At 46.5% G+C, this 22,772-nt stretch carries 18 protein-coding genes; 12 read left to right on the forward strand and 6 right to left on the reverse strand.

Annotated features, from left to right (window positions below):
* Nucleotides 1–65: 65 nt before the first annotated feature.
* Nucleotides 66–497 carry a response regulator gene (locus QUB51_RS15210; protein WP_333053165.1) on the reverse strand — a complete coding sequence of 144 codons (432 nt, stop codon included), beginning with the start codon at nucleotides 495–497 and terminating at the stop codon, nucleotides 66–68.
* Between the two features lie 402 nt (nucleotides 498–899).
* Here QUB51_RS15210 and purC point away from each other — a divergent pair, with 402 nt between their 5' ends.
* The 10 genes from purC to QUB51_RS15260 all read left to right on the forward strand — a co-directional run bounded on the left by purC (nucleotide 900) and on the right by QUB51_RS15260 (nucleotide 11,503).
* Nucleotides 900–1,628, forward strand: coding sequence for a phosphoribosylaminoimidazolesuccinocarboxamide synthase (gene purC / locus QUB51_RS15215; protein ID WP_333041222.1), 729 nt, complete (start codon nucleotides 900–902; stop codon nucleotides 1,626–1,628).
* Between the two features lie 182 nt (nucleotides 1,629–1,810).
* Nucleotides 1,811–4,192 carry a BamA/TamA family outer membrane protein gene (locus tag QUB51_RS15220; protein WP_333053164.1) on the forward strand — a complete coding sequence of 794 codons (2,382 nt, stop codon included), beginning with the start codon at nucleotides 1,811–1,813 and terminating at the stop codon, nucleotides 4,190–4,192.
* Nucleotides 4,193–4,312: 120 nt separating this feature from the next.
* Nucleotides 4,313–5,170, forward strand: coding sequence for a UDP-3-O-acyl-N-acetylglucosamine deacetylase (gene lpxC, locus QUB51_RS15225; protein ID WP_333053162.1), 858 nt, complete (start codon nucleotides 4,313–4,315; stop codon nucleotides 5,168–5,170).
* A gap of 85 nt (nucleotides 5,171–5,255) precedes the next feature.
* Nucleotides 5,256–5,777, forward strand: coding sequence for a 3-hydroxyacyl-ACP dehydratase FabZ (gene fabZ, locus QUB51_RS15230; protein ID WP_333053161.1), 522 nt, complete (start codon nucleotides 5,256–5,258; stop codon nucleotides 5,775–5,777).
* Between the two features lie 267 nt (nucleotides 5,778–6,044).
* Nucleotides 6,045–6,839, forward strand: coding sequence for an acyl-ACP--UDP-N-acetylglucosamine O-acyltransferase (gene lpxA, locus QUB51_RS15235; RefSeq protein ID WP_333208292.1), 795 nt, complete (start codon nucleotides 6,045–6,047; stop codon nucleotides 6,837–6,839).
* A 41-nt stretch (nucleotides 6,840–6,880) separates the two neighbouring features.
* Nucleotides 6,881–7,483, forward strand: coding sequence for a Uma2 family endonuclease (locus QUB51_RS15240; RefSeq protein ID WP_333053159.1), 603 nt, complete (start codon nucleotides 6,881–6,883; stop codon nucleotides 7,481–7,483).
* Between the two features lie 9 nt (nucleotides 7,484–7,492).
* Complete coding sequence (lpxB, locus tag QUB51_RS15245; RefSeq protein WP_333208290.1) at nucleotides 7,493–8,665, forward strand: lipid-A-disaccharide synthase; 1,173 nt, start codon at nucleotides 7,493–7,495, stop codon at nucleotides 8,663–8,665.
* 136 nt (nucleotides 8,666–8,801) lie between these two features.
* Nucleotides 8,802–10,064 (forward strand): DNA cytosine methyltransferase, encoded by a 1,263-nt coding sequence (locus QUB51_RS15250; RefSeq protein ID WP_333053155.1) that lies wholly within the window; start codon nucleotides 8,802–8,804, stop codon nucleotides 10,062–10,064.
* Between the two features lie 379 nt (nucleotides 10,065–10,443).
* The gene (locus QUB51_RS15255) at nucleotides 10,444–10,788 is read left to right on the forward strand and encodes a BON domain-containing protein (RefSeq protein WP_333053154.1); all 345 of its coding nucleotides are present in this window, start codon (nucleotides 10,444–10,446) and stop codon (nucleotides 10,786–10,788) included.
* 343 nt (nucleotides 10,789–11,131) lie between these two features.
* Entirely contained in the window at nucleotides 11,132–11,503 is a 372-nt protein-coding gene (locus QUB51_RS15260) for a DUF4278 domain-containing protein (protein ID WP_333262236.1), read from the forward strand.
* A 227-nt stretch (nucleotides 11,504–11,730) separates the two neighbouring features.
* Here the strand turns inward: QUB51_RS15260 and QUB51_RS15265 are convergent, their stop codons facing one another.
* The 5 genes from QUB51_RS15265 to QUB51_RS15285 all read right to left on the reverse strand — a co-directional run bounded on the left by QUB51_RS15265 (nucleotide 11,731) and on the right by QUB51_RS15285 (nucleotide 20,926).
* Nucleotides 11,731–12,912, reverse strand: coding sequence for an RtcB family protein (locus QUB51_RS15265; RefSeq protein WP_333262233.1), 1,182 nt, complete (start codon nucleotides 12,910–12,912; stop codon nucleotides 11,731–11,733).
* A 650-nt stretch (nucleotides 12,913–13,562) separates the two neighbouring features.
* Complete coding sequence (locus QUB51_RS15270; RefSeq protein ID WP_333262230.1) at nucleotides 13,563–14,693, reverse strand: hypothetical protein; 1,131 nt, start codon at nucleotides 14,691–14,693, stop codon at nucleotides 13,563–13,565.
* 381 nt (nucleotides 14,694–15,074) lie between these two features.
* A complete protein-coding gene (locus QUB51_RS15275) occupies nucleotides 15,075–16,202 on the reverse strand; it encodes a hypothetical protein (protein WP_333262227.1) in 1,128 nt (375 codons plus the stop codon).
* Between the two features lie 462 nt (nucleotides 16,203–16,664).
* Nucleotides 16,665–19,889, reverse strand: coding sequence for an efflux RND transporter permease subunit (locus QUB51_RS15280; protein ID WP_333208285.1), 3,225 nt, complete (start codon nucleotides 19,887–19,889; stop codon nucleotides 16,665–16,667).
* Nucleotides 19,890–20,323: 434 nt separating this feature from the next.
* Entirely contained in the window at nucleotides 20,324–20,926 is a 603-nt protein-coding gene (locus tag QUB51_RS15285; RefSeq protein ID WP_333058562.1) for a thioredoxin family protein, read from the reverse strand.
* A gap of 178 nt (nucleotides 20,927–21,104) precedes the next feature.
* Between QUB51_RS15285 and QUB51_RS15290 the strand changes: the two genes are divergently transcribed.
* Together QUB51_RS15290 and QUB51_RS15295 are read left to right on the forward strand one after the other, a co-directional pair.
* Nucleotides 21,105–21,509 carry an NIL domain-containing protein gene (locus QUB51_RS15290; protein ID WP_190741019.1) on the forward strand — a complete coding sequence of 135 codons (405 nt, stop codon included), beginning with the start codon at nucleotides 21,105–21,107 and terminating at the stop codon, nucleotides 21,507–21,509.
* A 66-nt stretch (nucleotides 21,510–21,575) separates the two neighbouring features.
* Nucleotides 21,576–22,019, forward strand: a complete 444-nt coding sequence (locus tag QUB51_RS15295) for a hypothetical protein (protein WP_333058561.1) — start codon at nucleotides 21,576–21,578, stop codon at nucleotides 22,017–22,019.
* Nucleotides 22,020–22,772 lie beyond the last annotated feature (753 nt).

Raw genomic sequence — 22,772 nt, forward strand, 5'->3', positions numbered from 1 at the left:
AACAACTGCATCGCTGAAAAATCATAAAGCCCCCTTGAAAATTTTTCTATTCAAATTTCCCTATTTTAGGGAATTTCACTCAGCATCCAGTATTTGTTTAGGGTAGCCATCACTTCCACAAAGTTAGAAAAAGTAACAGGTTTAAGAATATAGCCCGCTACATTCAAATTATAAGCTTTTACTTTATCTCTATCTTCATTAGAAGTTGTGAGGACGATTACCGGAATCGACCTCAAACATTCATCCAGTCGCAATTCTTGCAAAAACTCGATCCCGCTCATTCTCGGCATATTCAAGTCCAGCAAAATCAACCGGCGCGCTTGAGGCATGGGAGGATCTATTTTTCCTTGTCCACGCAATATAGCTAGAGCTTCTAATCCATTGGCAGCAATGTAGAGGGGGTTGACGATGTTATTTTTTTTGAAAGCTCGCCGGACGTTCATCACATCAACCTCATCATCTTCTACCAAAAGAATATGAATTTTTTTGTCTTGCATAAATCAGCCATTTTCTAGATGTTTTTTAAGCGCCCGTCTCGTTGGCGAGGTTTTGTCAGCACGGATCGCGAACCCAGCAGGTTTAATATCTATTGTCCTTTGTCAAGAATCATTTATGCCGGGGTCGATGACAGTATCTACCTGCAGGCGTACTTGCCCGTCATTCGATTTTGGATTTGAGATTTGAGATTTTGGATTGACCCGACGGATAAATGCGGGGGCTTGAGGATTTGAGATTTGAGATTTGGGATGGATTCCACGGATAAATCACGTGGCGGGTACCACATGAAGAAATTCGCTTGTCAGAGGATGAGCGGTGCAGCGGAGATCCAAAAACTCGCCAATAACACCCGATCGAGCTACGGTAAAATCTAAAACTCATCTACATTATTATTAATCGCCATGTCAGCCGATCGCAAACTCTACGAAGGCAAAGCCAAAATCCTCTACTCCACCGAAGACAGCGAAATTTTGCTGACCCACTTCAAAGACGACGCCACAGCCTTTAACGCCCAGAAACGCGGCAGCATCGTCGGCAAAGGCGAAATCAACTGCGCCGTATCCGCCCACCTGTTTCGGATGCTAGAAGCCAAAGGCATTCCCACCCACTTCATCGACACCCCGGCCCCCAACCAAATGCGAGTCTGTCGCGTCCAAATCTTGCCCTTGGAAGTCGTAGTCAGAAACATTGCCGCCGGCAGTCTTTGCAAGCAAACCGGACTCGCCCTCGGCACAATTGTCAATCCGCCGCTGGTCGAGTTTTATTACAAAAACGACGATTTGGGAGACCCGCTGCTGACCCGCGACAGGCTGCTGCTAATGCAGCTAGCCACCCCCGAACAAGTAGACCAACTAGAAATCGCCGCCCGCGAAATTAACGAAATACTCAAAGAATTTTTCAGCCAGTGCGGCATCACCCTGGTAGACTTCAAACTAGAATTCGGTATCGACCAACATCAAAATCTGATCCTCGCCGACGAAATCAGTCCCGACACCTGCCGCCTCTGGGACAATGCAGAAGCCGACCCCGACGCCCGTGTTATGGACAAAGACCGATTCCGCCGCGACTTAGGATCGGTAGAAACCGCTTACCAGCAAGTTCTCCAACGCGTTCTCGCTCAGAAAGTCTAGAGGCCTTGGTAATGCGCTAGAATTGCACAGTTTGTTACCCTTCTGCTTTCGATGTCAGCAATCAGCGGTCAACAGTCATCAATTAGCGATCAGCGCGAAATTCAACCGACTTAATAACTAATGACTAATGACTAATGACTAATGACTAATGTGGTGTGTGGATTCCAAAAAAGTGAACAAAAATGCGTTTATCTGCTGTATTGGTGGCAGTTTTTACTGCCTCAGCAACATTCGGGTTATCAAATTCTGCTTCCGGCCAAACATCCTACTCTGAATCAGCAGAGGAAGCTTTGACTGCCGCCGGGCCCGCCCCGTCGATCGAATTACCCGATCGCCCCCTTCCAGAATTAACCCCAAACCCTCCTCAAAACCCTAAAGCCGCTAAAACCAGCAAAGGGGAAGCCCTAAAAATAGCGGAGGCCCCTGCCAGAGGAGGGAACGACCGCGAACCCCCAAACCAAGTCACAGACCCGCCATCCCCGGTTTCACCTCCGATCCTTGAACTCAAACCCGAGCTAGCATCCAACCCTTCCCCCGCCTCTAGCAGCCAAAACGCCCTGCCAGAGGCGCAACAGGAAAGCTCGCTCCCCCCATCGGAAGCGGCGGTAACGCCCGCCTGGATCGCAGCAGAGCTAGGGAAACCAGATGAATCCGAGGCGATCGCTCAAAACGCCCAAGTTCCGACAATACCGGCCCCGACGGGACCGCCGACTAACACCGTTCCTCCATTGCCCCCTGGCCGGGCACCGCAGCCGAGACAAGCCCCTGCACCCGCCGGGGCGGCAGAACCGCAAGTGCTAGTAGCAGAAGTTACAGTCACCGGCGCGACGGAAGACTTGGAAACCGAAATTTACCGAGTCATCAGCACCCAACCGGGACGCACAACCAACCGCAGCCAACTGCAACAAGACATCAACGCCATTTTTGCCACGGGCTTTTTTAGAAACGTGCGGGCAGTACCGGAAGACACCCCGTTGGGCGTCCGGGTGACTTTTATTGTGCAGCCAAATCCGGTGCTGCAGGGAGTGACAATCACCGGTCAGCAAGTGCTGCCCCAAAGCGTAATTGACGAAAGCTTCCGCGATCAATACGGCAAAATTCTCAACCTCCGCCGCTTTGAAGAGGGAGTGAAAAAAATTAATGCGTGGTATCAAGAGAACGGCTATGTTTTGGGCCAAATCACTGATGCCCCGCAAGTAGCAGACGACGGCACTGTCACCCTGGTAGTGGCAGAAGGCCAGATCGAATCCGTTGATGTCCGCTTCCTGAACAAGGAGGGAGAGGCAACAGATGCGACGGGTCAGCCGATCGGAGGCAACACCCGTCAGTTTGTCATCACCCGCGAAGTAGAACTCAAGCCCGGAGACATCTTTAACCGCACCAAGGCGGAAAGAGATTTGAGACGGGTGTTTGGTTTGGGAATTTTTGAAGACGTGCGACTTGCCTTGGAACCGGGAACGACTGACCCCCGCAAGGCAAGAGTAATTGTCAACGTCATTGAGAAAAATACCGGTTCTCTGGCGGCTGGTGCAGGTTTGAGTTCCGCGACGGGTTTGTTCGGTACGCTGAGTTACCAGCAGCAAAACTTGAGAGGTAGGAACCAGAAATTGGGGGCTGAAGTACAAATCGGGGAACGCCAAAATCTGTTTGACTTGAGTTTTACAGATCCCTGGATTGCGGGCGATCCTTACCGGACTTCTTATACGATTAATGCGTTTAGAAGACGATCGATCAGCGTGATTTTTGACGGCGGCGAACGGGAAGTCAGATTGCCCAACGACGATCGACCCCGCATCAATCGTACTGGTGCCGGTATCAATTTCACCCGTCCCCTGGATCGGAATCCTTTTGCCGATTCTGAGTGGACAGCTTCAGTAGGCTTGCAGTACCAGCGAGTCTCAATTACCGATCGCAAAGGCCGGCGCGAATCCGAGGACGAACTCGGCAACCTGTTGAGTTTTAGCGATTCGGGTTCGGATGACTTGACAACTTTGCAAGCAGGTGTTGTACGCGATCGGCGCAACGACCCCCTCCGCCCCACTAGCGGTTCCCTGCTCAGATTTGGGATGGAACAATCGATTCCTGTAGGTTCCGGCAGCATCCTGTTAAACCGCCTGCGGGCCAGCTACAGCTTGTACCTACCAGTCAAGTACACTAACTTTACCGCCGGCCCTCAAACCCTGGCATTCAGTTTTAGGGGCGGCACCGTATTCGGAGATTTGCCTCCCTACGAAGCCTTTGCCTTGGGCGGCGCCAACTCGGTGCGCGGATACGACGAAGGCGACATGGGAGCCGGCCGCAGCTTCCTAGAGGCCAGCGTTGAGTACCGTTTCCCGATTATTTCGTTTATCGGCGGAGCGCTATTTTTGGATGCTGGCACTGACTTGGGCACGGGCAAAGATGTCCCAGGCGACCCGGCAGGTATCCGCGAAAAGCCCGGTAGCGGTTACGGTTACGGCATCGGCGTGCGGGTTCAATCTCCTTTAGGGCCGATCCGGATCGATTACGGTATCAACGACACTGGCGACAATCAAATTCACTTTGGAATTGGTGAGCGATTCTAAGTTGACAGTTGGCAGTTGGCAGTTGGCAGTTGGCAGTTGACTGTTGACAGTTGGCAGTTGACTGTTGACAGTTGACTACTAACTACTGACTACTAACTAATGACTACTGACTACTAACTAATGACTATTGAACGTACCTTAAAATCTGAATTTGAACTGTCGGGAATCGGTTTGCACAGCGGCGAACAAACTCGCGTCCGAGTTTTGCCTGCAGAGGTTGGGGAAGGTCGCTATTTTGTCAGAATTGACTTGCCTGGTGCTCCGAGAATTCCTGCAAAAATTGAGGCGGTTTGCCAGACTGCACTTTCAACGGAACTGGCAGGTATCGATGCTCAAATTCGCACTGTAGAGCATCTATTAGCCGCTTTGGCGGGGATGGGAGCGGATAATGCTCGAATTGAGGTTGATGGGCCGGAAGTGCCGCTGCTGGACGGTTCGGCTCTGGTTTGGGTAGAGGCGATCGCCCATACCGGCTTAGTTCCTCAAGAATCTAAGCAATACCCCACTTCCTCCTTTGTCGTTAGTGAGCCAATTTGGGTGCGTCACGGGGATGCTTTTGCAGCAGCTTTACCCTCAGCCGAAACTCGATTTAGTTACGGAATTGATTTTGAGGAACAGGCGATCGGCAATCAATGGTACAGTTGGTCGCCAGAGGCAGAAAGTTTTGCGACGGCGATCGCCCCAGCCCGCACTTTTGGACTTGCTCGCCAAGTTGACCAATTGCGACAAGCTGGTTTGATCAAAGGTGGTACCCTAGAAAACGCCCTAGTTTGCGATCGATCCGGCTGGCTCAACCCGCCTTTGAGATTTGCCAACGAACCAGTGCGCCATAAAATCCTAGACTTAGTAGGCGACCTCAGTCTGCTCGGAACTTGGCCAAAAGCTCACTACTTGGCTTACAAAGCCAGTCACAACCTGCACGTCCAACTCGCCCAAGCCCTGAACTCCCAAGCTCTAGCTACGCTAGATAAAAGTTAGGAAAAAACAGGCGATCTTCTGTTAAGATTACATCTTCCTTCTGCCTTCTGCCTTCTGCCATACCACACTCAAAATTCTTCAAGAAATGTCTACGCTGACTGAAGTTAACACCCTCAATACTGCTAATTCTGAATCCGTCCCCACCAAAAACGGTGAAGATTCTCCAGCGGTTAAATCTACTTTTACTCTCGAAGAAGTTCAGAAATTATTGCCTCATCGCTATCCTTTTGCACTGGTTGACAAGATTGTTGATTACGTGCCGTCCGAGAAGGCTGTAGGAATTAAAAATGTGACTTTTAACGAACCGCATTTTCAAGGGCATTTCCCCGGACGGCCGATTATGCCTGGAGTATTAATTGTCGAAGCGATGGCTCAAGTTGGCGGTATTGTTCTGGCTCAGTTGCCCGATATCAAGCAAGGATTGTGGATGTTTACCGGAATTGATCGAGTCAAGTTCCGTCGTCAGGTTGTACCGGGCGATCAGTTGCTGATGACTGTAGAATTGCTGTGGGTAAAACGCCGCCGCTTCGCAAAAATGCAGGCTCTGGCTGAAGTAGACGGACAAAAAGTTTGTGAAGGAGAATTGACGTTTTCGATGGTAGATTAAGTTGGTGATTGGTGATTGGTGATTGGTGATTGGTGATTGGTTATGTGTTATTTGGGGATTTCTCTATATTCCTGATAACCACTGACAATTGACAATTGACAATTGACTACTGATACTAAATCCTGGTTTGTTACTCCTTGATGATTCGGCGATTGCAATCGCTACTACACAAACGAAGTCCGCCGCGGACTAAGAAATAAACGGGGTATTTAAGCTTGATTTTGTATGAAAACTGAAAACTGAAAACTGAAAACTGACTAATAAAAAATGCTTACTTTGATTCACCCAACTGCTGTGATTCATCCCCGCGCTGAACTTCACCCGACTGTAGAAGTGGGAGCTTATGCTGTAATTGGGGAAAGAGTGAAAATAGGGCCGGAGACTAAGATTGGCGCTCATGCTATTATCGACGGGCTAACAGAAATAGGCGCTCGCAATCAAATTTTCCCCGGTGCGGCGATTGGTTTGGAACCTCAAGATTTGAAATATGAGGGTTCTCTAACTAGGGTGAAAATTGGCGACAACAATCTCATTCGGGAATACGTGACAATTAACCGCGCTACTGGAGCGGGGGAAAGCACGACTATTGGCAATCATAATCTATTGATGGCTTATGTTCATGTGGGACACAATTGCGCGATCGCCGATCGAGTAATTATCGCTAATGCTGTAGCCTTAGCCGGACACGTTAAAATCGAGTCTCAAGCCCGCTTGAGCGGTGTTTTGGGGGTTCATCAGTTTGTCCAAATCGGCCGTTTGTCTATGGTGGGCGGCTTGAGCAGGATCGATCGAGATGTGCCTCCTTATATGCTAGTCGAGGGAAATCCTTCGAGAGTGCGAGCAATCAACAAAATAGGCCTCGAACGCGCCGGTTTTACCCAAGAAGATTTGCTACTTTTGAAGAAAACTTTTCGTATTCTATACCGTTCTGGCTACACTCTCGATCGAGCTTTGGAACAGTTGGATTTGTTGCCAGAAAACGCCCACTTGCAGCACCTGCGGAGATTTATGCAGCAGTCTATAACCAAAGGGCGACGCGGTTTGATTCCTGGCAAAAAGTGAATGAGGTAGAATAAACCTATGAACTAAGCGACTGTTGCCCTATGAATGTATATACTTCTGTCAAATCTACATCCCCTGAAACAGAACCAGATGGCTGCATCAGGTTCTCAGATGTTAGTTGGGAGCAATTTGAAGCGATAGAAGCAGCTTTTAAAGATGTCAGAGGTGTGAAATTTTTCTATCTCGATAAAATACTGCAAATTATGACTGTCTCGCCCGAACACGAAATAATCAAGAAAACTCTCTGTATGCTGCTAGAGGCATATATGAGAGCAAATGGGATTAGATTTTACGGCAAGGGCGGCCCGACTCTGGGTAACAGAGAATTAGGCGGTAGAAAAGAGCCGGATGATTCCTATGATATAGGAACCCAAAAAATAGTCCCAGATATTGCTATTGAAGTGGTAATTACCAGTGGCGGGATAAATACTCTAGAATTCTACAAAAGATTGGGAGTTCGGGAAGTCTGGTTTTGGCAAAATAGTCAGTTATCTCTCTATTACTTAACAGGTGAAAATTATGAGCAGATTTCCCGGAGTACATTCCTTCCCGCTCTGGACTTAGAATTACTGCTACGCTGTGCTAATATGCCCGATCAATATGATGCTGTTACCGAGTTATTAGCAAACATCTCACCTGTATAAAGTCAAAATATGAAAATTTTTATCAGCACTGGTGAGGTTTCGGGCGATTTGCAAGGAGCTTTGTTAGTTGCAGCCTTAAAACGTTACGCTGTCGCCGCTGGTTTGGAGTTAGAAATAACCGGATTGGGCGGCCCTCGTATGGCAGAAGCTGGGGCTACTATTTTAGGCGATACTGTGGGCATTGGTTCTATGGGTTTGATAGAATCAGTGCCGTATATTTGGCCAACGATCAAAGTTCAACAAAAAGCTAAACAATATCTCAAAAACTTCCGCCCCGATGCTGTTGTATTGATTGATTATTTGACTCCAAATCTCGGTATTGGCAGCTATATCCGCCGCTGTTTGCCTGATTTGCCCGTGGTTTGGTACATCGCACCTCAAGAATGGGTTTGGTCGATTTCTCCTCGCAATACTGATCTGATTGTCAATATTTGCGACCAACTTTTGGCAATTTTCCCAGAGGAAGCTTGTTATTATCGAGAAAAAGGAGCCGAAGTGAGTTGGGTTGGTCATCCTTTGGTGGATAGAATGCAATCTGCGCCCAGCCGGGAAGTTGCCCGCAAAACTTTGGGAATTGGACCGGAACAGGTGTCGATCGCCCTAATTCCCGCTTCTAGACACCAAGAACTCAAGTACCTGATGCCGGTTATATTTGAGGCAGCTCAAATTATTCAAGCTAAATTGCCGGAAGTTCATTTTTGGATTCCGCTTGCTAATAACGCTTTTCGCCACAAAATTGAACAGGCGATCGAGAATTACGGTTTGCGGGCTACTCTGTTAGAAAATCAAACTCTGGAAATCTTGGCTGCTGCCGATCTGGCGATTACTAAATCTGGTACTGTTAATCTGGAGCTGGCTTTGCTGGATGTTCCGCAAGTTGTCCTCTATCGCGTCAGTCCAATTACGGCTTGGATTTTTCGCCACGTGCTGAAATTTTCGATTCCTTTTATGTCTCCGCCCAATTTGGTGCAAATGAAGCCGATCGTCCCGGAGTTGCTGCAAGACGAGGCGACTGCGGAAAATATAGTGCATCACGCATTGGAATTGCTGCAAAATGCCGATCGGCGCCAGCAAACTTTGGCGGGTTATCGGGAAATGCGGGAAAGTCTCGGAGATGTGGGCGTGTGCGATCGGGCGGCTGCGGAAATAATGAAAAATGTCAAATTAAATACAGCTTCTTAAAGCATTTTTTGTATTTAAAAGTTATGTATAAACCCGGTTCCTTTGTGGCTGGCTCGTGGACAAATTCACGATTTATTACCAGAAACGCTGTTGATTTCCTTAATTTCTATTAAAGCAACTTTTTTATTGAAATGTTATGCCAAGCAATCGGAAAAAGCGACCGATCGCTGTTGATTTATTTGCAGGTGCGGGCGGCATGACTCTGGGCTTTGAACAAGCAGGTTTTGACGTACTTGCCTCAGTCGAAATTGACCCTATTCACTGCGCCACACACGAGTTTAATTTCCCGCTGTGTTCTATTCTGTGTAAAGATGTCACACAGCTTACGGGCTCGGAAATTCGGAAAAAATCGGCGATCGGGGGGCGCGAGATAGACGTAGTAATCAGCGGTTCGCCCTGTCAAGGATTCTCGATGATGGGCAAGCGCGATGTGGACGATCCACGAAATTCTCTAATTTTTCACTTTCAGCGCTTAGTTTTGGAGCTAAAACCCAAGTTTTTTGTAATGGAAAATGTACCGGGAATTGCATCAGGAGAACACAAAGAACTCCTGAATGTTTTAATTAGCTCTTTTCTGAAACGTGGCTATAAAGTAGAAGAAAATTATCAAGTTCTCAACGCTGTTAACTATGGAGTGCCGCAAGCTCGCAAACGATTGTTTTTGATTGGGTGCAAAGCAGGTTATGAGCTACCCAAATACCCTCAGCAAACTACTATATTGCCCAAAATTAAAATTCCTAAACGCTATAAAAAAATTAATTTACCTGCTGTTCCGACTGTTTGGGATGCGATTGGAGATTTGCCGGAAGTGGAAAACTACAGCGAGTTGCTGCACCGAGATTGGGTAATGGCAGAGTACGGAAAGTGCAGCACTTATGCGAGTATAATGCGCGGAATTGATGGTTTGGATGATGATTATTCCTACGATCGCGAGTACGATCGACAAATCCTCTCTTGTAGTTTGCGAACTAAACATTCTCAGGAATGTATAGAAAGGTTTCAGGCGGCAAAACGCGGCGAAAAAGAGCCGATCAGCCGTTTTTACAAGCTTCACCCCGACGGAGTTTGCAACACTCTCAGGGCCGGAACCGACAGGGCTAGGGGGGCTTATACTTCGCCGAGACCGATTCACCCGATCGCCCCTCGGTGCATTACAGTCAGAGAAGCTGCGCGACTGCATTCCTATCCTGACTGGTTTAGATTTCATGTCACAAAATGGCACGGTTTTCGCCAAGTCGGAAATTCTGTACCGCCGCTATTGGCGAAAGCTGTCGCAGCGCAAATTATTAGCGCTTTGGGCGTGGAAGCCATTAAGCCGAGTCTCAAGCTGACATGGGGAGATGATTCCTTGCTTAAACTCAATTGGTCAGAAGCAGAAGAATATTATCTAAAAAGTTAAGAATTAGATTGACAGCGTATATGCAGGGCTACCCCCAATTAAGCGCGGGTTTAGCGTCCCTTGTATCCGTGGACACAGTTCGATGACCAGCACAAGATGTCCCCAGTAGTTAAACAAACCGGGAATGTATTCCGGCGCGCTGTGCAGTTTGTTCAAGGTAAAAGTGGGAACTATTTCGACTACTGGTCTGCAATCCAAGGCGTAGCATCCTAGACATAAAATAGCAAAATTAACATCTGCATATCATGGGAGATTTGAGATTGTGAAAGTCTACCGGAAAACATTTTGATAAATTTCGCTGAGTTTTGCAACAATTACGAGTCTTTTGGACTTCTAGAGCTATTGTGTAAAAAGTGTATTTTCAGGAGACTCAAATACTATGGGTTGGTTTAAAAGACTGTTCGGACTCGAAAAGCCTGCACCCCAGGCTGAACCGATGGCACAAGTAGTACAGCAAGCAGCACAAGCGCAATCCATCGCTCCTGCTAAAGTCGGCCCAGACGGAAATTTTGACGAAAGTGGCCTCGCGAAGCGGGTTGCTTTAGCTTTTGACAGCGATGCAGAAGTTGCTGATATCGAGACTGTTTGGGTTGCTCAGCTCAGCAGCACGGTTGTTCTCAAAGGTCAAGTTCCCAGTCAGGAAATTCTCGACAAGTTGGTGGCGATCGCCTCTGCTGAAGAAGGTGCCACAAACGTGCAAACCGATCAGGTGACAGTCGGCTAGTTATTCGGAACCGAAGTAGTTTCGCTCCGGGGCTGCTCGAAGCAGTCAAAAACTGGATTAATACCATTTTTCTAAAGATGTGCTATGGATGAAGTCTTAGCCCCCCCGCGGGAGGGGGGGTTGGGGGGGTAATATCTAGCGCTACTTTATGAAACTGGATTAAACCCGCTGCGGCGGGTTTTTTCTTGCCGTCTCCCCCTCAAAATATTAATTTTTGTAAAAAAAAGCGATTTATCTAAAAAAACAGTATAATTGAATACAGAAACTAAAAATGTTTTAGCGAAGAAAACCAACGCTGACCTGATTGCCCTTTTTATCTCGATAAATATAAGGATCAAAAAATATGAAACTCACTTATCGCGGTTCAAACTACGAGTACGACATTCCGACAGTCGATATGATCGAAGGGGAAGTCGCGGGCAAATACCGGGGTCAAAACTGGAACTATCGGTATCCGAGACACATTCCCAACCCCAGAAAATACGGCGGCACAAACCATACCAAAAAGCGAGATGCTCAAGCTGGCGATCGTGATGTCGCAGCAGCTAGCGCCTCAGCGAGGGTGGATTATTACCCAACAGTTGTGGAAGTGGCGCAAGTGCACCAAGCGAATCTTTGCAATATTCTCGATCGTAGAAAGCAAGCAGCCAAAGCCAAGGGCGATGAAACACTGCTGCGCTTGCTAGAAATTGAGTCGAGACAAATGGTGTGTTAGAGAAAAAGCTTCAGAAAACAAAGCGTTTGTAAAGAGGGGGGAAATCAGCAGCGGCTTGATTTCCCCCCTCTTCCCATAAAGCACTTTCCAGGTAAGTGATATCAAATCCGGTAGCATCGGAATTATTCCTCTCTGTATTCTCTCCCTCTGCGTTCTCTGCGCCCTCTGCGGTTAAATCATTCCGATACAACCGGAAACGATATGAAGTACAAATAAACCAGTTTCTGTCACCCCTTGACACAAACCACCTGCTTCAAAGTCGCCACAACTTCCACCAAATCCGACTGCTGACTCATCACCTCATCAATCGGCTTATAAGCCCCCGGAATTTCATCTAAAAATTGCTCATCTTTCCGGCACTCAACCCCCTCAGTCTGCCGCACCAAATCATCGAGAGTGAATACATTTTTAGCTTGAGTGCGAGACATCAACCGCCCCGCACCGTGACTGCAACTACAGTAACTTTCAGCATTTCCCTTCCCTTTAACAATAAAAGATTTCGCCCCCATCGAACCCGGAATAATCCCGTAATCCTCTACATCCGCGCGTACGGCACCCTTGCGAGTAACATACACATCTTCGCCAAAATGCACTTCTTTTTCCGCATAATTGTGGTGGCAATTCACCTCTAATAACGGCTTAACAGATTTGCCACCCGCGACGTGCTTTTCCACAATTCGCTTAAACCGATTCATCATTACATCGCGATTAAAACGAGCATAATCTTGCGCCCACTGCAAATCGTGCCAGTAAGCCGCAAACTCCCGCGTACCCGCTACAAAATAAGCCAAATCTTTGTCAGCCAGATTAATTTCTGCCAGTTTAGCTAAATCTTTAGCAGTCTCGATATGCTGCTGTGCGAGCAAATTTCCAATGCCGCGAGAACCGGAGTGCAGCATTAGCCACACAAAGTTTTCAGTATCAACGCAAACCTCAATAAAATGATTACCGCCGCCGAGGGAACCCATTTGTTTTAAGGCTTTATTGTTTTGGTGCTGCACACCTTGATGAAGTTCCTTAAACTCGCCCCATCCTTGCCAGTTGGTGACAGTTGTTTCTACTTCTTTGTTTTCCGAAAATCCGACTGGAATTGCTGCTTCGATATCGAGGCGAATTTGTTTGAGTTTGCCTTCTAGTTTGTTGGCTTTGAATGGCATTTTTATCGCAGACATACCGCAACCCACATCGACGCCCACAGCCGCCGGAATAATCGCTTCTTTTGTGGCAATTACTGAACCGACTAAAGCACCTTTTCCTAAATGTACGTCGGGCATTAGTGCGACGTGTTTGAATACAAAGGGCAAAGATGCTACGTTTGCGGTCATCTTGGTTTCTTTTTCGCCCAGGGCGTGATTTGCCCAAGATAATACTGGTTTTGGGGCTGATATGTCTAATTTTTCGTAGGGCATTTTTGTTTAAGTTGGTTTTGCAAGTTTGTTATGTAGTACGAGTGTAACACAAAGACTTTCGGATGTCAAACACACTAATTCTCGTAGGGTGCGTCAGTCTGGAATTTCTTTTGGGAGTCATAGAATTTTTACTGACGCACCTTACCCACTAATTCTTGCCGCGTCAACTTCACATCAGATGCAGTAGCGGTATTGTTGGTAAGTCCGACATTCCGACAGGGAATGAATTCCCTGTCTCATAGCAAAAGTCCTCTCAAAGAGGACTGAAATCGATCGCACTTCCCGTCAAAATCTACAGTCGGTTTTAACCGACATCTTGCAGCAATATCAATAAGAGGATTTTTCGTGGGGTCGGGCGGGTTTATAGAACCTATTTGCAAGCTTTAAGGCTGTTGGCGAACCCGCCCCTACGTCTAATTGAGAATGGTGCAATATCTCAGTTTTAAGCGACAGTCCGACAGGGAATGAATTCCCTGTCTCATAGCTAAAGTCCTCTGAAAGAGGACTAAAATCCCTCGCACTTCCCGTCAAAATCTACAGTCGGTTTTAACCGACTTTCGCTATGAGGCAGGGGTTTCAACCCCTGTCGGATTGTGGGAAAGCGAGTGAAAAGCTAACACGGCACAAGAAGCGTTTTGTATTGAAAATCATTAAGAAATGCCTAAAGATTGAATGAATAATTTACTGTATGGTGCGGATTGTTGTACCTCCGCCAGCGAACCAAACAGCTCTTTTCCGCCGAAGATAACTAATGTCTTCTGTTTAGACTCAGGCTTTTGACTCGGCAGTTGTGAGTGAACCGAAAGAATCCTATCTGAATCAAATCTATAAAAGCAGTCCAAGTCGCTGCAAAGCCCTTCTTCCTCATTAAGATTAGGATAAAGTTCTTGAGAAGGACGCGGTTCATGACCGCTTAAAATCAGTTCATCTAACATTTCCATTTTGTCAATATCGATTAAATACATTCTCCCTTCAACGGTGTCAATTAGAAGGCGATCGTCTGATAGGTAGCACATAGAGTACCTAAACCAGTCATCCGAATCAGGACAAGGGCATTCGCATATTCCAAGTAGATTGCAGTCAGGAAAACTGAATCGGCTGATTTGTCGATCGTAATTATTTATAACCACAAATTCGCCACCAGCAGGATGAAATTCTGGAGGCGCTGTGTCATAGAGACAGGGAACCTCCACGGCATGAATTCTCGTACCATCATCATAAAGCCAGTAGATTTGCTGTCCGTGCTGACCGGCAGCAGCATAAAGAGCTAAAATGTGATTTTCTGGGTGTGGGTGAAACGAGAAAGAACTGCCGGCGCCAAGAGGGTCTTTGAGCAAAAGTTGTCGCTGGATTTGCCACGAACTGGTATCGCGAATTTGAATCTCGACTTGCTTCATTTCAATTAATTTCATGCACCAAAAACGCACGCCGTCTGCATCAAACCAGCAGTCCTGAAATCCATTCTTGTTATGCAAATGTGAAAACTTAACAGGAGGGTTAGGTAGCTGTTCTTCAAAAACTAGCTGGTTTTCTGCTGCCACAATTGCTAAATGATTGCCATTTGCCATAATTGCTGCCAGCAAATCGCCTTTGGGGCTGATGGCTAAACAGCTAATTTCGTCGGGAAGGTGGTATTCGTATTTTGGCGACAAGTTACGATCGACTAAAGTGACTTTTTTGCGATCGCCACTGACAATCGTCGCCCACTCGGAATTAATGGGTTGATTTATATATGAGAACGACCAGTCAATTTGTATTTCATATTTTGGTAAAATCAGCATAAAGATATTTCAGCGTAAATAAGCTCTATTTTAACTGAAATCTTGCAGCATTTATCGTAGGGTGCGTCAGTCTGGAATTTCTTTGGGGAGTCAGAGACTGTTTACTGACGCACCTTACCGACTAATTATCGGCGCGTCAACTTAACATCAAATGCAGTAGCGGTATTGTTGGTAAATCCGACACTCCGACAGGGAATGAATTCCCTGTCTCATAGCTCAAGTCCTCTGAAAGAGGACTAAAATCCCTCGCACTTCCCGTCAAAATCTACAGTCGGTTTTAACCGACTTTCGCTATGAGGCAGGGGTTTCAACCCCTGTCGGACTGCGGGAAAGCGAGTGAAAAGCTAACACGGCACAAAAAGCGTTTTGTATTGAAAATCCTTAAGAAATGCCTAAAGATTGAATGAATAATTTACTGTAGGGTGCGGATTGTTGTACCTTCGCCAGCGAACCAAACAGCTCTTTTCCCCCGAAGATAACTAATGTCTTCTGTTTAGAGTCAGGTTTTTGACTCGGCAGTTGTGAGTGAACGGAAAGAATCCTATCTGAATCAAATCGATAAAAACAGTCCAAGTCGCTGCAAAGCCCTTCTTCAACATCCTTGAGATTAGGGTAAAGTTCTTCAGAAGGACGGGGTTCATGACCGCTTAAAATCAGTTCATCTGATATCTCCATTTTTTTAAGATCGATTAAATACATTCTTCCTTGAACCGTGTCAATTAGAAGGCGATCGTCTGATAGGTAGCACATAGAGTACCTAAACCAGTCATCCGAATCAGGACAAGGGCATTCGCATATTCCAAGTAGATTGCAGTCAGGAAAACTGAATCGGCTGATTTGTCGATCGTAATTATTTATAACCACAAATTCGCCACCAGCAGGATGAAATTCTGGAGGCGCTGTATCATAGAGACAGGGAACCTCCACGGCATGAATTCTCGTACCATCATCATAAAGCCAGTAGATTTGCTGTCCGTGCTGACCGGCAGCAGCATAAAGAGCTAAAATGTGATTTTCTGGGTGCGGGTGAAACGAGAAAGAACTGCCGGCGCCAAGAGGGTCTTTGAGCAAAAGTTGTCGCTGGATTTGCCACGAATTGGTATCGCGAATTTGAATCTCGACTTCCCCGCCTTCAATTAATTTCATGCACCAAAAACGCACGCCGTCTGCATCAAACCAGCAGTCCTGAAATCCATTTTTGTTATACGAAAACTTAACAGGAGGGTTAGGTAGCTGTTCTTCAAAAACTAGCTGGTTTTCTGCTGCCACAATTGCTAAATGATTGCCATTTGCCATAATTGCTGCCAGCAAATCGCCTTTGGGGCTGATGGCTAAACAGCTAATTTCGTCGGGAAGGTGGTATTCGTATTTTGGCGACAAGTTACGATCGACTAAAGTGACTTTTTTGTGATCGCAACTTGTCGCAATAGTCCAATCGGAATCAGTGCGTTGATTTATGGCTAAGATACCCCAGTCAATTTGTTTTTCATGTTTTGGTAAAATCAGCATAAAGATATTTCAGCGTAAATAAGCTCTATTTTAACTGAAATCTTGCAGCATTTATCGTAGGGTGCGTCAGTCTGGAATTTCTTTGGGGAGTCAGAGACTGTTTACTGACGCACCTTACCGACTAATTATCGGCGCGTCAACTTAACATCAAATGCCGTACCAGTATTGTTGGTAAGTCCGACAGTCCGACAGGGAATGAATTCCCTGTCTCATAGCGAAAGTCCTCTCAAAGAGGACTGAAATAGATCGTATTTTTCCTCAAAATCTACAGTCTGTTTTAACCGACAGCCCGACAGGGAATGAATTCCCTGTCTCATAGTAAAAGTCCTCTAAAAGAGGACTGAAATAGATCGCACTTCCCGTCAAAATCTACAGTCGGTTTTAACCGACTTTCGCTATGAGGCAGGGAATTCATTCCCTGTCGGATTGTGGGAAAAGCGCGTATTTGCTGGCACTAAATTATTACAAATTCGGAGTCTTTCTCCCCACCTTCTGCACAGGAATAGCAACCGCCTGCGGTTTCTTATTCCCTGCAAACATACCAAATAAATCGTGCAGCAAAATGTAAAAACACGGAATAATAAACAGCGTCAGCAGCGTCGCCAGCGACAAACCGGAAAACACCACCACACCCAGCGGTTGCAAGAATTCCGAACCGTCGCCAATGCCCAAAGCTAGGGGGAATAAACCCAAAACTGTAGTAATAGTTGTCATCAAAATCGGACGCAAGCGCTGAGGTGCGGCCCTGAGAATTGCTGTGGCGCGATCGACCTTTTCATCTTCCCCAATTTGGTTCGCCAACTCCACCATAATAATCGCATTATTTACCACAATTCCCACCAGCAAAATCGCCCCCACAATCACCGTTGCGCCGATCGGAGTTTTAGTCGCATACAACCCGAAAATCCCCCCAGCCAAAGCCAGGGGCACCGTTAACATAATCACCAGCGGATCGACAAGCGAATTGTACTGCACCGCCATTACCACAAATACCAAAAACGCCGCCAAAGAACCCAAAACAATCAGCGAACTTTGCAATTCCCGGTTGGTTTCCGCCGCCGAACTCGGTATGACTCGCACTCCTTGCGGCAATTTTATTTCTGACAAAACTGCATCCACTTGTTTCAAAGCATCGCCCAAACTCGCGCCCTTATTAATATTCCCCGCAATCAAGAAAACTTGGCGCTGGTTAAGCCTTTGAATTTCCCCCGGCGCTTTTCCCAGTTCAATATTCGCCACATCGCTCAAGCGGATAATGCTGTTATCCCTAGCAGTTAAAGGAATAAATTTTAGTTCCGAAACCGATTGGACAGAATCGCGATCGAACTGTACCCGCACATCAACCAAACGGTTTCCCCGCTGCAATTGCGTGGGAACAGAACCTTGAATTGCTGTCTGAATCGCCTCTCCAATTTGCCTCGCATTCAACCCGTAGACTTCCGCTTGTTCCCAGTTGGGGCGAATCTGCACTTCCGTTTGCTGCGGGTCTCCATCCGGGCGAAAACGAGCTAATTTTACCTTTTGATCCAAAGTTGCCAATATCTCGCGGCCAGTTTGCTGCAATATTTGTTCATTTTCGCCCTGAAGCAGGACATCTACTTCAGCGCCCCGCACTGGCGAATTAGTTAAAACCAAACCCCGCACATTTTCTGGAATCAGGCGCAAACGAGTGTTTTTTGGCAAATCAATTTTATTCAATTCTTGCGTAACTCGCTGCACAAAATCCAATGTATTGGTGCCCGGTTTCAGCGTAATGTTGCAGCCGCCGCGCAGCAAATTCTCAACCGTATTGTTGCCGAATAACAGCCCGCCCACCGTCGTCAAAGTGTATTGAGTTTCTGGTTGGCTGAGGATAATTTTATCAGCTTCTGCCATGATTTTTTGGTTGGTTGCCAAATTTGTGCCTGCAGGAAACAAAGCAAACAATCTCGCTTGACCGGTATTAATTCTGGGCAATATTTCCTGGGGAATTTGACCAGCCATCAGCCAACTGCCGCCACCCAATCCAATAATCGCTACTGCAATGATAATCAACCGCCACCGCACTACTCCCGATAAAAATTTCCCGTAGCCGGCGGTAGCATTGGTAAAAGCTCGATCGAATGCGCGCAGCGGCCAAAAGTTGCTCAAACCGCTGGATACCCGCAGCGCTAGCAGTCGAGAAGCCATCATCGGTACAACTGTCAATCCGACAATCAGAGAGGCGGCGACAGAAAAGGTGATGGTGAGAATTAATTCGTTGAAAAGTAAGGAAACTAAGCCGCCGATGAGCAAAAATGGCAGTACGGCAACTAAGTTAGTGATGGTGGAAGCAAATAAAGCTGATTCTAATTCTTGGCTGCTTTTTTCTGCTTGCTGAATCAACTGCTTGTTACTTAAACGCTGCTTGCCGTTGGCACTGTTTGCATTGCTGGTTCCTTCGACAATATTCTCCAGCATGACGATCGAGTTATCGACCACAATTCCCACACCCAGCGCCAAACCACCCAAACTGAAAACGTTCAGAGATAGGCCAAAAACTCCCATCAGGATAATCGCCATTAAAGTTGCGAGGGGAATTGCCAGGACAATAATCAAAGTTTGGCGAAGTGAAGCGAGGAAAAGCAATACAGATGCCCCCGCTAAAACAGCCCCGGTTAAACCAGAAAATACGACGTTACTAATAGAATCGCGGATAAATTTAGACTCATCAAAAGTAGTAACGATAGTCGTACCTTCGGGAATTGCCCCGGATGTTTTTAATTCTTCTAGCCGCTTTTTGATGCCATCTACAACTGAAATTGTATTCGCGTCTGGCTGCTTTTGAATGCTAATTTTTACGGCTGATTTCTGATTGAGAAATACTTTAACTCGCTCTTCTTCTGTACCGTCAATTACCTGAGCAAAATCGCGCAGAAAAACTCGTTTTGGCGGATTGGAACCCGATGCTTGAAAAGAAATTGCCTGAATTTCTTTCGCGTTCTGAAATCGCCCGACGGTGCGGGTTAAAGGTTCTGCTGCTTCTTGCCGCAGCCGCCCGCCGGAAGTGTCCAGGTTCCGGGATTCGAGCGCTGATAAAACGTCAGAAATACTGACACCTAAAGATTGCAAGCGATTTAAGTCAATATTTACTTGAATTTCTTCTTGCACGCCGCCGGCCACGTCAATTGCTGCGATTCCAGGAATTACGTTTAGTTCTCTGGATAATTCTTCGTCAGCAAATACGCGCAAATCTACTCCTTGCAGGGAGTCGGAAGTGAGGGCAAATTCGTAAATCGGCTGCTGGGAAGGGTCCACTTTGAATAGAGTGGGCGATTCAACTGTATCGGGAAGTCGGTTGCGGATGCGGTTGACAGCGGCGGTGGCGTCGTTGAGGGCCTGGTCGATGTTTCCCCCCGGTCTGAAGAATAAATCGACGCTGACTTGTCCTTCGCGAGTGCGGGAGAAAACTTGCATGACGCCTTCAGTGGCGGACAGCCCTTGTTCGAGGGGGCGAGTAACTTCGTCTATTGCTACTTCTGGGGATACGCCTGGGGCGTTCAAGCGCACGCCGATGCGGGGATAGGTGATGGAGGGTAGCAAGTCAACGGGCAGTTGGGTGATGTAGAAAAGGCCCACGATTATGATAGCAAGTGTCAGCATGAGGGTGCCGATGTGGCGACGAATCGCGGTCGCGCTAATACTGAATCCGGTTTTGTCAGGAGTCATTCGATTTTAGATTTTAGATTTTAGATTTTAGATTGAAGAGTCGGCCCCGTCATTCAGACTAATTCTAGTAGGGTGCGTCAGTCTTGAATTTTTCTAGGCGGTGAGAGAATATCTACTGACGCACCTTACGAGGAGTATAATAAATCTTAATAAATATTCCCAAAAGTTTTTGTGAATATTTCTTTAGAGGTAGTCGATCGCCCACAACGCAGATTGGCAGAAATTGCAAGGGGCTTTTGAATCTCTCTAACTTATCGCCATCAGGAACAGGCAAGATGCCTGTTCCACAACAAATAAACTTTCTTGTGGAACAGGAATCTTGCCTGTTCCTAAAGTCTTCTTCCCTTTTCCCTCTTCTTTATTCCTTCTTCCTTCTTCCTTCTTCCTGACATCCGTTACATCCGTTACAGAATCCGTTGCCGAACTTCCTTCATTTACTGTACTTGAGAGCCGTGGGCGCGGGGGTCGGAGCTACTTGTTTTCACAGGCCCTGTGGGGGGAGTAAAATTAGAAACTTGACCGCCTGCTTGGGCGTGTGGCAGAGGTTTTCCTGCAATTAAAGCTTCTAAGTTAGCTTCCATAATACTGCGCGGCATTTCGCCCATCGTTTCAGCAACGGCGCTGCCTTTATCGTTCAAATAGACAAAGTGCGGAATGCCATCTACTCGATATTTTGTGATTTCGGGCAGCCATTTGTCATTATCTACATTCAGCATCACAAAATTCATCGGTTCGGCGTATTTCTGTTTGATTTCGCTCAGATCCTTAGCCATTGCCTGACAGCTACCGCACCAATTAGCATAAAATTCCATGAGTGTCGGTTTGCCATTTACCAAAGCTGTTTCTAATGGCGTTGAAGCTTTTGCCATGTCGGTGAGACTGCTTGACGGCGTTTGGGTTTGCAGCCCGAAGAAGATGGATATTGAAAGGGCGATCGCTGTTAACACGATCAATAAGTTTCTGAGGCGCGTGGCGACTTTTGTTTCGGGATTTTTGGCGACGGGGGCGACCGTTGACTTGGGCGAATTCTGGGTCATAAAATAAATTGCGCTTTGATTTCTATGTTTTTATTTTAAATAATAGATTCAGATTATACCACATTTTGAGATAATCAGACCCATTTCATAAAAATTTGTGCTAAAGGCAGTAATTAGATTAAGTGCGCTAAAACAGAAGATAACAAAGATTGTTTGTAAATTACCGAGGACTTGCAGGGTGAAAAAACGGGTAACACTGACGTTTCCCCAACGATCGATCCAAATGCCTGTCACCTATCGACTGGCAAAGGATTTTAATGTTGCAGCCAACATTATCCGCGCTCAGGTGGCTCCGAATCAGGTGGGCAAACTGGTGCTAGAGTTATCAGGGGACATCGACCAACTAGAAGCCGCGATCGACTGGATGCGATCGCAAAATATCGGCGTTTCCCTAGCCAGTCGGGAAATACTTATAGACGAAGATATCTGCGTTGACTGCGGTTTATGTACGGGGGTTTGCCCGACAGAAGCCTTGACCCTTGACCCAGAAAGCTTTAAACTAAGTTTTGCTCGATCGCGCTGTATCGTTTGCGAGCAGTGCATCCCTACTTGTCCGGTGCAAGCTATTTCTACTAACCTCTAAGCCCTGTACAAACTCATCGGGAGCATCATCTTTTTTTTTGCCTGGTTCTCCTAATTGTGCCATTGGATGAAAAAAAACTCTTGGGTTTCCCTAACTCTACTTTTTGTTACTTATTTCACTTTTGGCTGGAAATTATCTGAGTTTGATGTTCCCCCGCACCTGACTTGGTTTCTAGCCATAGCTTCAATTCTAGTGTTGACTGCCGCCTTCTCGTTCCCGTTGAAAGACATAAAAGCATTAATTTTGCGGTGGTTTTCGAGTGATATGGGTGCTTTTATTTCTATAATTTTAGGAGCTTTTGTAGCAGTAGTAATTATTGCTTGGATGCACCTTTTTGCTACTTGTTTACTCTTGATTTCAGCCGGAGCTTTGGCAAGACTCGATATTCAAATATCTGGTTGGAAAAATTGGCGGGCTTTTGCGGTATTAGCTACCATTTCTTTAACAGGTGTGGGGTTGGGCGGAGCGATCGAGTTTTGGGCAAAAACAGGCAGGCTCGTATTCTCTTAATTCGGAACGGGAAATTCATCCAACCAAATTCTATAACTCGCAATGGATATTTAGCCGAAAACTATCAGATCGCCCATCAATAAATACAGCTTATTTTTTTTCAATCCCCCACCCCCGGATTAATTCCCCGTTCCGCGCCGTAATCATAGCAGTTTTCCAGCCTCGTGAGGTAAAGCTTCTCAATTGCCGATTCCCGGTTGCGCGTTACTAATTCCCAATTACTAATTACCCATTACCGACAAACCTGGAGTGGAACTGAAAACCCCTAGGGCAGTATTGAAGTGTAGCGACTGTTGCTCAAAATGTTATTGCCAAGAACCCGCAAGTCCCGCAGCCAAAAACTCATCGCAATAAAAAAGCAGCTTTAGGGAGCTGCTAGTCAGAATGCATGAGGTATTGTTTTTAGAATAGGACAGGTTGAATTCGATCGGTGCTGGGTTACATTTTTTGATACGGGAGAGTTGATTAGTGAATGGACGATCGTAAAATCGTCACATAGCAGAGTATCATTGATGCTAAATTTCCCGACAATCAAGTTAGCGTTTAACTGTCCTTGCGCCCTACAGCCCTTCAGCGGTGGGGCCATTTTATTTTTAGGGAGAACTCAATAGCCGACTTTAACGCATCAGATGAGTCTGCCATTAGTTCTTGTATAAAATCTCCGCATCGCCACATCCTCATAGCTGGTAAAAGTATAGTCATTTATAGACATGGGAGGCTTCAAGTCCCTCCCCTTTCACTTTTACTTTGAGC

This window comes from Microcoleus sp. AT8-A3 (assembly GCF_036705675.1).
In the GTDB taxonomy this organism is placed as follows: domain Bacteria; phylum Cyanobacteriota; class Cyanobacteriia; order Cyanobacteriales; family Microcoleaceae; genus Microcoleus.